Origin of the sequence: Clostridium sp. AF23-6LB, from assembly GCF_003461085.1 — a bacterium.
GTDB classification, from domain to species: Bacteria; Bacillota; Clostridia; order Lachnospirales; family Lachnospiraceae; genus Coprococcus; species Coprococcus ammoniilyticus.
This window is the reverse complement of sequence record NZ_QTWK01000005.1, coordinates 97,450-111,946: the sequence shown is the minus strand read 5'-3', so window position 1 is coordinate 111,946 and position 14,497 is coordinate 97,450. Positions and strand designations below refer to the sequence as shown.

At 41.1% G+C, this 14,497-nt stretch carries 11 protein-coding genes and 7 tRNA genes; 7 read left to right on the top strand and 11 right to left on the bottom strand.

Features of this window, described 5'->3' with window-relative positions; translation table 11 throughout:
• Positions 1 to 20 precede the first annotated feature (20 nt).
• From DWY07_RS11980 to DWY07_RS11935, 10 genes are all read right to left on the bottom strand, one after another.
• Positions 21 to 962: a GerMN domain-containing protein gene (locus tag DWY07_RS11980; RefSeq protein WP_117823350.1), complete on the bottom strand. Its 942-nt coding sequence runs from the start codon at positions 960 to 962 to the stop codon at positions 21 to 23.
• Positions 963 to 973: 11 nt separating this feature from the next.
• The gene (locus DWY07_RS11975) at positions 974 to 2,434 is read right to left on the bottom strand and encodes an ATP-binding protein (RefSeq protein WP_117823348.1); all 1,461 of its coding nucleotides are present in this window, start codon (positions 2,432 to 2,434) and stop codon (positions 974 to 976) included.
• 49 nt (positions 2,435 to 2,483) lie between these two features.
• Positions 2,484 to 3,170 carry a response regulator transcription factor gene (locus tag DWY07_RS11970; protein ID WP_117808803.1) on the bottom strand — a complete coding sequence of 229 codons (687 nt, stop codon included), beginning with the start codon at positions 3,168 to 3,170 and terminating at the stop codon, positions 2,484 to 2,486.
• A gap of 34 nt (positions 3,171 to 3,204) precedes the next feature.
• On the bottom strand, positions 3,205 to 3,885 hold the full coding sequence (locus DWY07_RS11965) for a helix-hairpin-helix domain-containing protein (RefSeq protein WP_117808802.1): 681 nt from the start codon (positions 3,883 to 3,885) through the stop codon (positions 3,205 to 3,207).
• 181 nt (positions 3,886 to 4,066) lie between these two features.
• Positions 4,067 to 4,957 (bottom strand): acetylglutamate kinase, encoded by an 891-nt coding sequence (argB, locus tag DWY07_RS11960; RefSeq protein ID WP_044945251.1) that lies wholly within the window; start codon positions 4,955 to 4,957, stop codon positions 4,067 to 4,069.
• 13 nt (positions 4,958 to 4,970) lie between these two features.
• Positions 4,971 to 6,197, bottom strand: coding sequence for a bifunctional glutamate N-acetyltransferase/amino-acid acetyltransferase ArgJ (gene argJ / locus DWY07_RS11955; protein ID WP_117823346.1), 1,227 nt, complete (start codon positions 6,195 to 6,197; stop codon positions 4,971 to 4,973).
• 55 nt (positions 6,198 to 6,252) lie between these two features.
• Positions 6,253 to 7,293, bottom strand: coding sequence for an N-acetyl-gamma-glutamyl-phosphate reductase (argC, locus tag DWY07_RS11950; RefSeq protein ID WP_008401314.1), 1,041 nt, complete (start codon positions 7,291 to 7,293; stop codon positions 6,253 to 6,255).
• A gap of 398 nt (positions 7,294 to 7,691) precedes the next feature.
• Positions 7,692 to 9,233 (bottom strand): sodium:solute symporter family protein, encoded by a 1,542-nt coding sequence (locus DWY07_RS11945; protein WP_117808799.1) that lies wholly within the window; start codon positions 9,231 to 9,233, stop codon positions 7,692 to 7,694.
• Positions 9,234 to 9,608: 375 nt separating this feature from the next.
• Positions 9,609 to 10,121 carry a shikimate kinase gene (locus DWY07_RS11940; protein WP_021943667.1) on the bottom strand — a complete coding sequence of 171 codons (513 nt, stop codon included), beginning with the start codon at positions 10,119 to 10,121 and terminating at the stop codon, positions 9,609 to 9,611.
• A 126-nt stretch (positions 10,122 to 10,247) separates the two neighbouring features.
• Positions 10,248 to 11,192 (bottom strand): AEC family transporter, encoded by a 945-nt coding sequence (locus DWY07_RS11935; RefSeq protein WP_021943668.1) that lies wholly within the window; start codon positions 11,190 to 11,192, stop codon positions 10,248 to 10,250.
• 351 nt (positions 11,193 to 11,543) lie between these two features.
• On the opposite strand from DWY07_RS11935, the gene DWY07_RS11930 reads away from it, so the two are divergent.
• The 7 genes from DWY07_RS11930 (at position 11,544) to DWY07_RS11900 (ending at position 12,335) form a co-directional block, all read left to right on the top strand.
• Positions 11,544 to 11,618, top strand: a tRNA-Pro gene (locus DWY07_RS11930).
• Between the two features lie 39 nt (positions 11,619 to 11,657).
• Positions 11,658 to 11,728 (top strand) — tRNA-Gly (locus tag DWY07_RS11925).
• Positions 11,729 to 11,766: 38 nt separating this feature from the next.
• Positions 11,767 to 11,840, top strand: a tRNA-Arg gene (locus DWY07_RS11920).
• Between the two features lie 58 nt (positions 11,841 to 11,898).
• Positions 11,899 to 11,972 (top strand) — tRNA-His (locus tag DWY07_RS11915).
• A gap of 31 nt (positions 11,973 to 12,003) precedes the next feature.
• A tRNA-Gln gene (locus tag DWY07_RS11910) sits at positions 12,004 to 12,075 on the top strand.
• A gap of 19 nt (positions 12,076 to 12,094) precedes the next feature.
• Positions 12,095 to 12,167, top strand: a tRNA-Lys gene (locus tag DWY07_RS11905).
• A gap of 86 nt (positions 12,168 to 12,253) precedes the next feature.
• Positions 12,254 to 12,335: transfer RNA gene (locus DWY07_RS11900), tRNA-Leu, on the top strand.
• A gap of 54 nt (positions 12,336 to 12,389) precedes the next feature.
• Here the strand turns inward: DWY07_RS11900 and DWY07_RS11895 are convergent.
• Positions 12,390 to 14,378 (bottom strand): TIM-barrel domain-containing protein, encoded by a 1,989-nt coding sequence (locus tag DWY07_RS11895; RefSeq protein ID WP_117823344.1) that lies wholly within the window; start codon positions 14,376 to 14,378, stop codon positions 12,390 to 12,392.
• Between the last annotated feature and the right edge of the window lie 119 nt (positions 14,379 to 14,497).

Genomic DNA, 14,497 nt, shown 5'->3' with positions numbered 1-14,497 from the left:
CGCTATCTGTCAGTACCTGTCTAATTACACATTGAATAATTCGCTGTGTATGTCTCTGAGAAATCCAAATTCTCTCCATATACTAGATCCTGACTGCCTTCTACCTCAAATACAACACCATCCACATCTGACAGCTCTGTCAGAGAATCAACCAGCGAATAAATGATCACTTTGTCATCATAATCACCGACATGATCCAAAAAGGTCTTGCTGAAATTAACATAACACACCCGATCCAACACATAGATATCAAGAATATCTACATCTTTATCGATCGGACTCTTCCATTCCTGGGAATTCCGAAGTGCTTCCATGATCTGTTCCTCCGGTGCTTTGTAAGACAACGCATCAATCTCCGTCGTCTGCTTATCCAGCCGTTTTCCGGTATTATCCGGCGTATAGATCGTCACAGAATAAGAAGCCTCCATAAAATTATCACCGATCGTTGAAAATGATTCCGCATTGTAAACACTTGTATCTACCTTCTTCTCTCCAATCAGATCCGACAATTCAAATGAAACCCCTGAAATACCATTTACCTGACACAGGGTTTTTGTAAATGCCATTTTACACAACAGGATCTGATAATTCTCTGCGGTATCATAATCCAGATTGAACATGATCGTTACCAGTCCTTTTCCATCATAAGAATATCGCTGATAGGTCATTCCATCTGCAACCGGAATCTTATAAAGCTGCTCGTCTTCTGTTGATATCAACAGATTCATCAGCTTATCTATCACATTTTCCGTTGATTCCAACTGATCGATCTTCGTATCATAGACAGAAAACTCTGTCCATTTCTGATTCATATAATATACGGAATATGTCTGCATCCCGGCATCCGTACCGGTATCTGTTCTCTGAATCTCCGCATGTCCACTTTTCCCACATCCGGTCATAGACAGCAGCGCCACAACTAACAGCATCCCGCTTATAATATGCATGATCCGTTTCTCCATCTTCTGCTCCTTTATTTCACATAGTTCATCGGAACACGTACTGTAAATGTAGTTCCCTTTCCAGGCTCACTGTACACATTTATAATACCCTTATGCATAACGATAATATTCTTTGAGATTGCAAGTCCAAGACCGGTCCCTCCGGTATCCCTGCTTCTCGCCTTATCTACTCTGTAGAAACGTTCGAATATATGCTCTACACAATCCTCCGGAATACCAACACCGGAATCGGCAACCTTAATATACAGATTCTTATGATCGGCATTCAGGGATACGCGGATCCATCCGCCATCCACATTATATTTGATTCCATTTTCGATCAGATTGGAGATTGCCAGCGTAAACTTCACCTTATCAATATCAGCTTCCACTTCCCGGAAGCTTTCAAATGTGATCTCAATGCTTCTCTTTTCTGCCAGAGGCGTCAACCGTTTCAGAATAACCTCCATCAGCTCATTGATATCCACCCGCTCGATATTCAGGCTGTCTGATCCCTTATCTGTCTTGACCAGCGTCAGCAGATCACTGATGATCTGCGCTTCACGGTCAATCTCTAAAACAATATCGTTCATGAATTCCCGGTACATCTCAACCGGAACATTATCCTGCATCAAGATCGATTCTGATAAAACCTTCATTGAAGTAATCGGTGTTTTCAGCTCATGTGATACATTTGATACAAATTCCTGCCGGGATTCCTCCAACAACTGCGATTTGGCAAATATCCCATTCATATTGTCAACAACGCTCCCAGCTTCTCGCCATAAACCATCCGATGAAATCTGTCCCAGAAATCCATCCTTCATATTTACAAGTTGACTCTTGATCTTTCTGGTATCACGAACCGCCATATAAGAAATGAAAAATGCTGTCAGCACCCCGATCACCATAAAAATACAGATCAAGATATTGGCACGGTATGACAAATATCCTCTTTCGTTTTCCATGCTTTCCAGACTGACTGCGATCACAGCTACATCATCAATATAACCTTCCCGGTTCACCACAGGAAACATATACTCAATGTAGGACTGTTCCCGTACCAGCCGTTCGTCTCTGTCTCCCTTCATGATCTCATAGATATCATTATTCATGATATAGGTATCCTTCAACAGACGAAAGCTGTCATAGGCTACCCTGTAATCAGTATCTACGATCATAACTCTGGCAGACAGGCTGTACGCCAGAGTGTTCATACCATGAAAAGTCTTGCTTGTACCTTCTGTTTCCGAATTAATATCATTGATCAGATATTCCAGATTTTTTGCGTTTTCCTGCAACAGTGTTTCACAATCACTATATCTCTGATTCAACATCAACTGCAGCAGAACCGTTTTCATACTGATTGAGATCAGATAAAAACCTGCCATGATCATTACAAAGATAACAACCTGAAGACTGATCCTCCGCCTGCTGTTTTTCCAGATATTTTTATTCTTATTTTCTACATTTTCATCTTTACTTTTTTCCATTCCAAAAAAATCCAGTAAGATAGGAATGCTTTACGCATTCCCTGTCTCATCATCCTTTAAAATAGTAGCCAACGCCCCATTTTGTATGAATATACACCGGCTCACCCGGATTCTCCTCAATCTTCTCACGAAGTCTTCTTACATGAACATCCACAGTTCTGGCATCTCCCGGATATGTACTGCCCCAGATCGTATCTAACAGTTCATTTCTGGAATAAACCTTATTCGGATGCGCCATCAGAAGCTCCAGCAAATCGAATTCTTTTGCTGTCAGATTCAGTTCCTTTCCATGAACAAATACACGGCGGCTATCCAATTCTACCTTCATGCCATTGATTTCTAAAATATTTACCGGTTTTACAGGCTCTGCCTTTTTTCCGCTTCTTCTTAAGATAGCTTTGATCCTTGCCTTTACCTCCAGTATGTTAAATGGTTTGGTGATATAATCATCTGCACCATATTCAAGACCCATGATCTTATCCATATCCTCACCCTTGGCCGTCAGCATAATGATCGGAACATTGGAAAATTCACGCACCATCTGACATACTTCAATTCCGGTATAAACCGGGATCATGATGTCTAACAGAACGATATCATAATCATTGTTTTTGATCTTCTCAAACGCCTCTCCGCCATCATATGCCACGTCTACTTCCATATCATCCTGTTCCAGACTGAATTTCAGGCCTTTCACGATCAGTTTCTCATCATCTACGACCAATACCTTTTTCATACCAGATTTCCACCTTTCCTTTGTTTCTATATCTCTACCGACCCACGCAAATATCGTTTTTTATCTTCTGAAATAAATTCTCTCCGATACCATTCACATTCATAATATCTTCTGTTTTTTCAAATGCACCCTGTGTCTCTCTGTAAGTTATGATATTCTCCGCCTTTGCTTCACCAATCCCGGACAATGACATCAGTTCCTCTTTCCCGGCAGTATTGATATTCACTGCTCCCGCTTCCATTGTCTGTCCGTTCGTTTCTGTTTCCGGATCCTGCCAGCGTTCCGGCTGCTCCTGCACCTCTTTCTCCGTCGGAAAATAAATCCTCTGTCCATCCTCGATAAAGTCTGCAAGATTTACCACCTGCTCCGCAGCATTCTCTGCAAATCCGCCTGCTGCAAGAAGTGCATCATTGATCCTTGCACCTATCGGGAGTTCATATACTCCTTCTTGTTTTACTGCCCCACAGACAAATACACAGATTCCTGTGTCTTTTATAGCTTCTGTGTCTATTATGGCTTCTGTGTCTTCCTGATCTCTTTCTGTAACAGTACCTGCCACGGCGTCTTCGGCATATGCCGTATCATTCTGTGAACCGGTATTCTGCTCTGTCGTCTCAAGTATCATGCCATTTTTCCGGCATCCGACCAGAGTAATCCCGGACAACAACATCCATCCGGCAAGTCCTGCATATAACAGTTTTTTCTTTATTATCATACCTGCATACCTCCTTGATATGCCGGTACACTCATGCACACCCCCATTTTAACGAACTTCGATTCCTTTTACAATAGCAAAATAGAAAAAGACCAGTCCTGCGGCATCCGATTTTCTCGTTATCGGTGCACAGCTCCGGTCTTTTTCTGTTTTACTTTTAACTTTTCATTGAATGTGCTTCTTAGAATAATGGCTCTTTTAAGATTGCAGTACCAATACCCTTCTGAGTAAAGAACTCAAGAAGCAGGCAATGCTTCAGGCGGCCATCCAAAATATGAACTCTTGATACACCATTTTCCATGGCTGTGATACAGTTATTAAGCTTTGGAAGCATACCACCGCCGACAACACCTTTCTCAATGATATCCTTTGCCTCGTGGATGTCCATTTCTGAGATCAGGGTAGACTTATCTGTCGGATCGATAAATACACCTTCAATATCTGTTAAGAATACCAGCTTTTCCGCCTTTAATGCTGTTGCAACAGCACATGCAGCATCATCAGCATTAATATTATAATCCTCATATTCTTCACTGACACCGATAGGAGCGATAACAGGTATAAAATCCTGATCGACCAGTGCATCGATCACCTCTGTATCAACCTTTGTGATCTCGCCTACATAACCGATATCTTTTCCGCCCGGCAGACGCTTCTTAACGGTGAACAATCCACCATCCTTTCCACTGATACCCACAGCCTTTAAACCAACCTTCTGCATCATGCTGACAAGACTCTTATTTACCTTGGATAATACCATCTCAGCAATCTCCATTGTCTCACCGTCTGTTACACGAAGTCCATTGATAAATTCAGGCTCTTTTCCAATCTTCTCTACCCATTTGCTGATCTCCTTACCGCCACCATGCACGATAACCGGTTTCAGTCCAACCAGCTTTAATAATGCAACATCTTCAATCACATTATATTTCAGATTCTCATCCAACATAGCACTTCCGCCATATTTTACAACAATTGTTTTCCCCTGAAATTTCTTGATATAAGGCAAAGCCTCGATCAGTGTCTGTGCTTTTGATATTACCTGATCTACTGTATAATCTCCCTTTACCATCTTATTTACTTCCTCACTTTCTATACTCTGCATTTATCTTGATATATTCATATGTAAGGTCACAGCCCCACGCGGAAGCTGTCTCTGTACCGGCATGCATATCCGCATGAAAACATACCTGATCCGGCGACAGGATCTCCGTCGCTCTTTCTTCATCATAATCGGTACAGACCCCGTTTTCAACTATTTTTAAGGAACCGGCCTCACTGGATATTATGATATCTACCTTATATGGGTCAAATGCGATCCCGCTCTGTCCCATCGCGCACACCAGACGTCCCCAGTTCGCATCCGAGCCGTATACGGCGCATTTTACAAGGTTTGAGGTCACCACGGATTTTGCAAGCTTCCTTGCGCCCTCCTTGGATTCCGCCCCTGCTACCTGTACCTGAAACATCCTCGTCGTTCCCTCTCCGTCCGCTGCGATCAGCTTCACGAAGTAGGTGTTGATATATCGAAGCGCCTCCACAAATGCCGGATAATCCGCATCCGTTTCAAGCAGCTCATCATTTTCTGCCATGCCATTTGCAAATATCATAACAGTGTCATTCGTTGAAGTATCCCCATCGACAGATAACATATTATAAGTGTCTATGACATCATTTCTCAGTGTTTTCTGCAATAACTCCTGACTGATATTCAGATCCGTTGTCAGGAATCCAAGCACCGTTCCAAGATTCGGATTAATCATACCGGAACCTTTGCACATGCCTCCGACGGTAATTGTCTTCCCTTTGATCTGCAGCTTTACCGCGATCTCTTTCTTATATACATCGGTCGTCATAATGGCTTCCGCCGCATGACTTCCACTTTCCAAATCATCGGAAAGCATCCCTGAAAGTTCGCGGATTCCATGCGCGATCGTCTCCATCGGAAGCCTTATACCTATTACTCCGGTCGAAGCAACCGCAACCTGATCAACCGGTACCTGAAGTTCTGCTGCCACAAGCTCTGCCATATGCGCCACATCAACATCTCCTGCTTCTCCGGTACACGCATTTGCCACTCCACTGTTTACAACCAGTGCCTGACATAAGCCGATATCGTCACATAATGCTTTGTCCCACATAACAGGTGCAGCCTTGACTACATTCTGTGTAAATACTCCAGCTGTCTTCGCCGGACACTTGCTGACTAGTAATGCCATGTCTTTTTTCTTTTTATTTTTTCTTACTCCAGCGTGCATACCTGCTGCCAGAAATCCGATTGGAGCTGTCACTCCGCCGGAAATGATCTCCATACCGATCACCGCCTTATATCATCTGTTCTTCCACGATATCCGATGCCGTTACTCTTTATGGGAATACCGGAGCCATCAGCAGTCCTTCTTCTTCCGGAAGTCCAAACATAATATTCATATTCTGAACTGCCTGACCGGCTGCTCCCTTTACCAGATTATCAAGTGCTCCCATTGCAATGATACGTCCGGTTCTTTCATCAATCTTAAAGTTGACATCTACATAATTGCTGCCCTCTACCCAACGTGTCTCCGGACATACATCCTTGTCAAGAACACGGACAAATCTCTCGTTTGCATAATATTTGTCATATGCAGCACGAACAGTATCGTAATCTACCTTTTCTTTTAATGAAGCATATGCCGTAACCAGAATACCACGATTCATCGGAACCAGATGTGGTGTGAAATTGATCATGATCGGACTGCCGTATGCATATCCCAGCTGTTCTTCGATCTCCGGTGTATGGCGATGAGTCGTTACTCCATATGCCTTAATGCTTTCATTTACCTCACAGAACAGGTTCGGGATCTTTGCTCCTCGTCCTGCTCCTGATGTACCGGACTTAGCATCTACAATGATCGTATTCGGATCGATCAGCTTCTCTTTTACAAGCGGATATAAGGAAAGAATGGAGCAGGTTGTATAACAGCCCGGATTTGCCAGAAGTCTGCATCCCTTTACCTTATCTCTGTTGATCTCACACAGACCATATACGGCCTCGTCGATAAATTCCGGACTCTTATGCTCGATCTTGTACCACTTCTCGTAAGTAGCAACATCCTTAATTCTGAAATCCGCACTCAGATCAATGATCTTAACCTTTGATAAAATATCCTCATTTACAAGAGAAGAACATAAGCCCTGTGGAGTTGCCGTGAAAATAACATCTACCTTCTCAGCCAGCTCATCCATATTCTCGCCCAGACAGGTTGCATCCACGATCTGAAACATATTTCCAAATACTTCGTAATATTTCTTATCTATAAAACTTCTGGAACCATACCAGACAATTTCCACATCCTTATGTCCAAGAAGAATTCTTACTATTTCCTGACCGGCATATCCGGTTGAACCAATAATTCCTGCCTTTATCATATCTTACTCCAATCTGCTGCAACCGGTCATTTTCCGTTACAGCCATCGTCCTATTTGTATTTCTACACATTCACTTATCTTACTCTCTGCATTTTCTTCCGTCAACCGCTTTCATAGGAAAATACAGTTCGTATAATCTTCCATGATTATACAGTTATTATGCATAATATTCAAGCATTAATTAATAAATATACAAAAAATTATTTTGATATTTATTTTTTTATTCCATTTTTAATATGTCCGTATACTTTCTTTCTGTTTTGAAAACTGATTTTACATTCAAAAAACTCTTGTACAAACACATTTTTACGCATTTCACACAAATGTTAAAGCCGGCAGGACAGAATGTTTTTCTGTCTGCCGGCTTTATGCATATTATGTATATTTTATGTATAATATTAATCCAATGCTTCCTTCTGAGGTACGGTTACTGTCGCTTCATAGCAGGAGAAGACCTCCTCTACGCGCTCCTGATCCGGTTTCTTTGTGATCAGACTGACGATCGGAACAAGGATCAATCCACCGATCATCGCTGCTGCACCACAGTTTACAGGTGACTGTAACGCCTGTGGAAAACTAAATAACTGCCATGTATTACTGATAAAGTTCAGTGTCATGATGCCTACGCCCCAGATAAAACTAACAAGGCAGGCTGCCACTGTCGTGCGTTTCCAGTACAGACCATATAAAAACGGAGCTAGACAGGCACCTGCGATCGCACCCCATGAAATACCCATAAGCTGTGCGATAAATGCCACCTTGCTGGAATACTGAATGACTGCAATGACCGCCGATAATGCGATAAATACTACCAGCATGATCCGCATTGTAAGGACCTGCTTCTTCTCTGACATTTTCGGTGCGATCGATGCTTTGATAAAGTCGATCGTAAGTGTGGAGCTTGAGGTCAGAACCAATGAAGATAAGGTAGACATCGAAGCAGATAATACAAGGATAACCACCAGTCCCATCAATACTTCCGGAAGATTCTCAAGCAGGTGTGGAATGATCGCATCAAATCCTTCTGTTGCTACATCCGTCTCGGTCAGACGTCCAAAACCACCAAGGAAATAACATCCTCCGGCTACGATCGTTGCAAATAAAGTAGATACGATCGTTCCAGTCTTGATTGATTTCTCATCTTTGATCGCATAAAATTTTTGGATCATCTGAGGAAGGCCCCATGTTCCAAGTGAGGTTAATATGACAACACATACCAGATTGAAGATATCCGGTCCAAGGAAGGATGCAAATACACCCGGTGTATCCGAAACCGCCGGATCATTTACACGAGCCAGCTTGTCTAACGCACCTGTAAGTCCGCCTCTCTCGTTTAATACTGCATAGATAACTGCTACTATACCAACCAGCATGATCAGTCCCTGAATAAAGTCATTGATCGCTGTCGCCATATACCCGCCAACAATTACATAGATACCGGTAAGAACTGCCATAGCAACAACACAGATCTTGTAATCAATGTCGAACGCCATTCCAAACAATCTGGAAAGACCGTTATACAATGAAGCCGTATATGGGATCAAGAATATGAATATGATCCAGGAAGAAATGATCTTCATGGATTTGCTGTTATATCTTCTCTCAAAGAATTCCGGCATTGTTCTGGAATCCAGCTTCTGCGTGATCAGTCTGGTTCTTCTGCCAAGCACTACCCATGCAAGCAGAGACCCAAGGATTGCATTTCCAATTCCGATCCATGTGGATGCAATTCCGTATTTCCATCCAAACTGTCCTGCATATCCAATAAAAATAACTGCCGAAAAATAGGACGTACCATATGCAAATGCTGTAAGCCATGGGCCTACGCTTCTTCCTCCCAGTACAAATCCGTTCACATCTGTGGCCTGTTTTCTTGCATAAAATCCTACACCGATCATTATGCCAAAGAATACAACAAGCATAATCACTTTAATAACCATGTCGACCTCCCGTCACTTCTCATTTTTGTATTCGCAGAATTTTACAGTCAACTTTCCACCAACAATAGCGCATCTTATAATTTCTGATTTTCGAATTCTGACATAATCCGGCTCATTTTGCTTTATTGCGTTGAAGTCAAGCGACTTTAAAGTTCTACGTTTTAAACCACAAAATAGATTATATTGGATACATCCATTTTCGTCAATATAAAAAACGACTTCCTTGCAGATATTTTTTCAGCTTTCGCCAAATATTTCATTCTGCTGTTCAGAAGTCGTTTTTCCAATCTGTTTTTAGCACTTCATAAACCTGCTGCATAGATCCAAATTCATATCATTACTTTGGATCTATGCTGTTTGCGCTCGATCTTCACATTAATGTGTCTTCTCATATGCCAACACTTTTTCTGCAATCGTATCCATGAGTTCTTCTACGGAAAGTCCCTCGGCTTTTACCGTGATCTGTGCATATTTTTCATACAATAAGATTCTCTCGTTATAAAGATCCTTTAAAGTCTGACCATCCTTTAACACTACGCCACGCCGTTTTACATTTTCCAGTCTGGAAGCGATCACTCCATATGGAAGCTCGATATATACTACAATATCATTTTTTACATAATGCTGCATGGCTTCATCACAGTATACGACACTTCCTCCGGTTGCAATAACCGTATTCTTTAAGTCAATTTCTTTGTTTACATCATTTTCTATCTGAAGGAACCCATCATCTCCATATTCTGCGATCAGCTCACGAAGCAGCTTACCATGCTTCTTCTGGATCAACACATCTGCATCTACAAAATCAAATCCAAGAACCTTGGCAAGTACCACACCGATCGTACTCTTTCCACAACCAGGCATTCCGATCAAAACTATATTTTTCATCTTCTTTCTCCATTCTCTGTATTTTAATTTTCTATATTATCCTAATCTTTTCATTTGTTCTCTGTATTCATTACTTCTAATTTAATCCCATTTCTGTTTATTCAAGGATTTTTATTATTACTTGTGTCATATACATCCCATAACGCGAAGGACATATACCCATACCGTTATCGTGATTGATGAAAACAGGGTTGTCAGCACGATCGTATTTGATGACAGGACTTCATCATTATTCATATTCTTAGCCATGATATAACAGGTTACCGTGGACGGTGAGCCTGTCATGATCAGGATTGCTGCCAATTCACTCGGTGCAAACCCAAGCTTAACCGCAATCGGCATATAGATCAAAGGAAATACGACTAGCTTCATAAGAGCTGCTGTAACCGCAGGCTTCATTTTCTCCAGTGCTGCTTTTGTATTAAAACCTGCTCCTATGGCGATCAATGCGATCGGAGTCGCCGTCTGTGCGATATAATTGATCGTCTTCATCGGTATCGCAGGAATCGGAATATTCAATAATGAAAACGGAACTCCGAGCACGATGCCGATTATGATCGGATTCTTTAAAATATTAATGCATGCCGTTTTGATTCCGTCTGCACCATGGATATTATCTCTGCCCCCAAAGGTCAGCATAATAACGGACAGGATATTGAACAATGGTACCGCCGCAACGATCATAAGCGGAGCCATCCCTGAGCTTCCACAGATATTTTCTACAAAGGCAATTCCAAGCACCGCCGCGCTTCCTCTTGCCGATGCCTGCGCAAACGCTCCGACCATCGTCTTATCCCGGCAATATATCTTTGCAAAGCACCATGCACATGCAAACATAATAAAAGTTCCGAAGAAACAAAACGCCACAAATTTCATATTTACGTCTTTTAATACCGAGGTTGTTGCGATATCCCGAAACAAAAGCACCGGAAGGGATACCTTAAACACATATTTATTTGCTATATTTGCAAATTCATCATTGATCAGCCCAATCCGTTTCAGAAACCACCCCAACAGAATCACCAGAAAGATCGGCACTGTCGCATTTATACTAAATAAAAAATCACTCATTCCATTCTCTCTTTTCTTAATTAAACTGTCGCAGCCCTTACTATAGCACAGCTTGTTACCCGATTCAATTTTTATCCGATTTTTTTAAAAGATCTATATGCAACAGATACATACCTGCCAGATCTCGAAAACTTTAAATTAATGCTAAAATGTATGAGATTATCATCAGTCCATATATAATATTCAAAAAAATAAATACTGGAAAGTGGCTTAAAACCTAAGGAAATCCGCTTTGTCAAAAAAAATGCAAAAAAAAATAAAATTTATTGTTGACATCAAAGGGGTGTTTATGTATAATATGTCTTGCGTCAGAGATATGACGAACATAAAAAAACGACAAACACTTTGTTCCGGGGTGTGGCTCAGCTTGGCTAGAGCGCTTGATTTGGGATCAAGAGGTCGCAGGTTCGAATCCTGTCACCCCGACTTAGATAATCATAAATCTAAACACTGTTAAGCAATCATGCGGGTGTAGTTCAATGGTAGAACACTAGCCTTCCAAGCTAGATACGTGGGTTCGATTCCCATCACCCGCTCTTTATTTTCGCTAATATTTATAGCGGGAATTTAAAATGTGTCCGTAGCTCAGCTGGATAGAGCAACGGCCTTCTAAGCCGTGGGTCGGGGGTTCGAATCCCTTCGGGCACATTTATTTGTTTCATTCTGTGGCACTACTGCTGTTCCATATGGATGTTTCACTTATATGGTGGGTATGGCGCAGTTGGCTAGCGCGCCAGATTGTGGCTCTGGAGGCCGAGGGTTCGAGTCCCTCTATCCACCCTTTTCTTTATCGCATATTAAGCGATGCTTTTGGGTTATCGCCAAGCGGTAAGGCACAGGACTTTGACTCCTGCATTCGCTGGTTCGAATCCAGCTAGCCCAGTCAAAAACTTAATTTATATGGGCCATTAGCTCAGGCGGTAGAGCACTTGACTTTTAATCAAGTTGTCCGGGGTTCGAGTCCCCGATGGCTCATTAAAATTTCAGATATAATTTTATATCTGATTTTTTTATATCTACTCTTCTATTATTTTATTCTATTATATTATAGAAGAAACTCTGCGGATATGGCGGAATTGGCAGACGCGCTAGATTTAGGTTCTAGTGTCAACAGACGTGCAGGTTCAACTCCTGTTATCCGCATCAAAAAAGGCAATCATAATCGATTGCCTTTTTCTTTTATCTGATATTCTGTTACTAATTATTCAAAATTACACAGGACATCTCCATATTATACTCTCTTGTAAATCCATCATCATCATACAACTGATAACTGCTTCCCGCATACCCAAGTAACTGTAGCTTCTTCGTATCAATATCCGCAACGCACTCGGCAAAGTCAGCAAGAGGAATGCATTTTCCTTTCCGAATAAATAAAATCACTTCATTCAACGGCACTTCTACAAAATGATGTCCTTTTTTCATCTCGGTCTGTTCAATATCACCCTCAGCCTTGAAACGGACAAGCATCATATCCTCCGGCAGATAAACATATCTTCCGATTGCATTCTGTGTATATACCGGTGCGATCATGATCTCATTACCAAGCATAAGCTGGTCTTCTACATTTACCGCCATACGATCTTCCGGATATTCAAATGCAAGCGGTTTGAACATCATTTCATCATTTAAAGCAGCCTTCATATATTCACTGTAAATATATGGAAGCAACCGATAACGAACACCTATGATATGTCTGAAATCTTCAATCTGCTCAAACTGATAGCACTCCTGCTCTCTTGTGCCAAGGCATGCATGATTACGCATCAGCGGTGTAAATACACCAAGCGCGAGCCATCTGAGCAAAAGATCTCTGGTCGTATTACAGCCAAATCCACCCAGATCTGCCCCTGTATATAAGAAACCACACATATTTAATGATGGAAGCATTTTCAGATTTAACAGGATATGGGACCACCAGGATTTATTATCTCCGGTCCAGATACCGCCATAACGATGCATTCCGATATAAGATGATCTGGAAAACAACAGGCATCTTTTCTCCGGACAGATCTCTCGAAGTGCTTCACCTGCTGCCCGTGTCATATTATAACCGAAAAGGTTATGTACCTGATCATGACGCACCATCTTTCCATTCACATTATGATACATCGAAGCATAGTCTTTGGCATTATTAGCCAGATCTACTACCATATCCCGGATTCCCCAGACATCATCCACGGATTCATCTTTATCAATAAATTCCCGCATTGCCTCTTTCACATCACAAACGCCTTCCGGTGTATAAAAAATTGCCGGTTCATTCATATCATTCCAGAAGCCTTCAATTCCTGCATCTGTAAGAAGCTTATATTTTCCGCCAAACCATTTTCTTGCTTCCGGATTCAATACATCCGGAAAATGTGTGTATCCCGGCCATACAGCTGCAACAAAATCACTTCCGTCCTCTCTTTTACAGAAATAATTGTTTGCTACGCCTTCTTCATACACATCATATCCTTCTTCAATCTTCACTCCCGCATCAATAATCGGGATCAAGCGTATATTTTCTTTTTTCAACTCTTCTACATATTCAGAAAAATCACCAAATGCTTCATTTATCGTAAAGTCTTTATAATGATCCATATAATCGATATCCATGTATACCATATCGATCGGTATATGATTTTCTCTGTATTTCTTCACAACATAAGCAAAATCTTCCGGTGTCTTATAACCCCAACGGCTCTGTCCAAAACCGAAAGCAAACTTTGGAGCAATATAACTTTTTCCTATCATTTGTCTGAATTGTTTTACAATATCATATATACTTTCGCCTGTGATCACATAAAGATCCAAATCTGCTTTATCGCAGAAAATATGAAGTTCATCCATCTTAGTATATCCGATATCAAATACCAGCGAAGACGGATAATCTATGTACAATCCAAATGTTCTCTCGCCGGATATAATAACAAAATTATGAGATGCATATAAAGAATAAACATCCTCATGATGATTCGGAATATCTGTATTATTGCTTATATATTTATATCCTCTTTTGTTGATTCCACGATTTGCTTCACCAAGTCCATATACTGCATCCTCTGCTTTCATATCATAAAGAAATGAAAAGCCATCATCCAGATTTACTGTTCCAACTTCAGGCATACCTTCCGATGCCTCAAATGACGCAACAACCGATTCTGTAAAAAACGGATTACCATATGTGTATTTTTTTATCATTCTCATTTCCTCTTTTTCTTTTTATTTGGTATATAATTTATTATACCTGATAATGTTATTATATTATCTTTCCATTCGTTTTTCTTACATTATTTTTATAAATTTGTTGCATAATATTG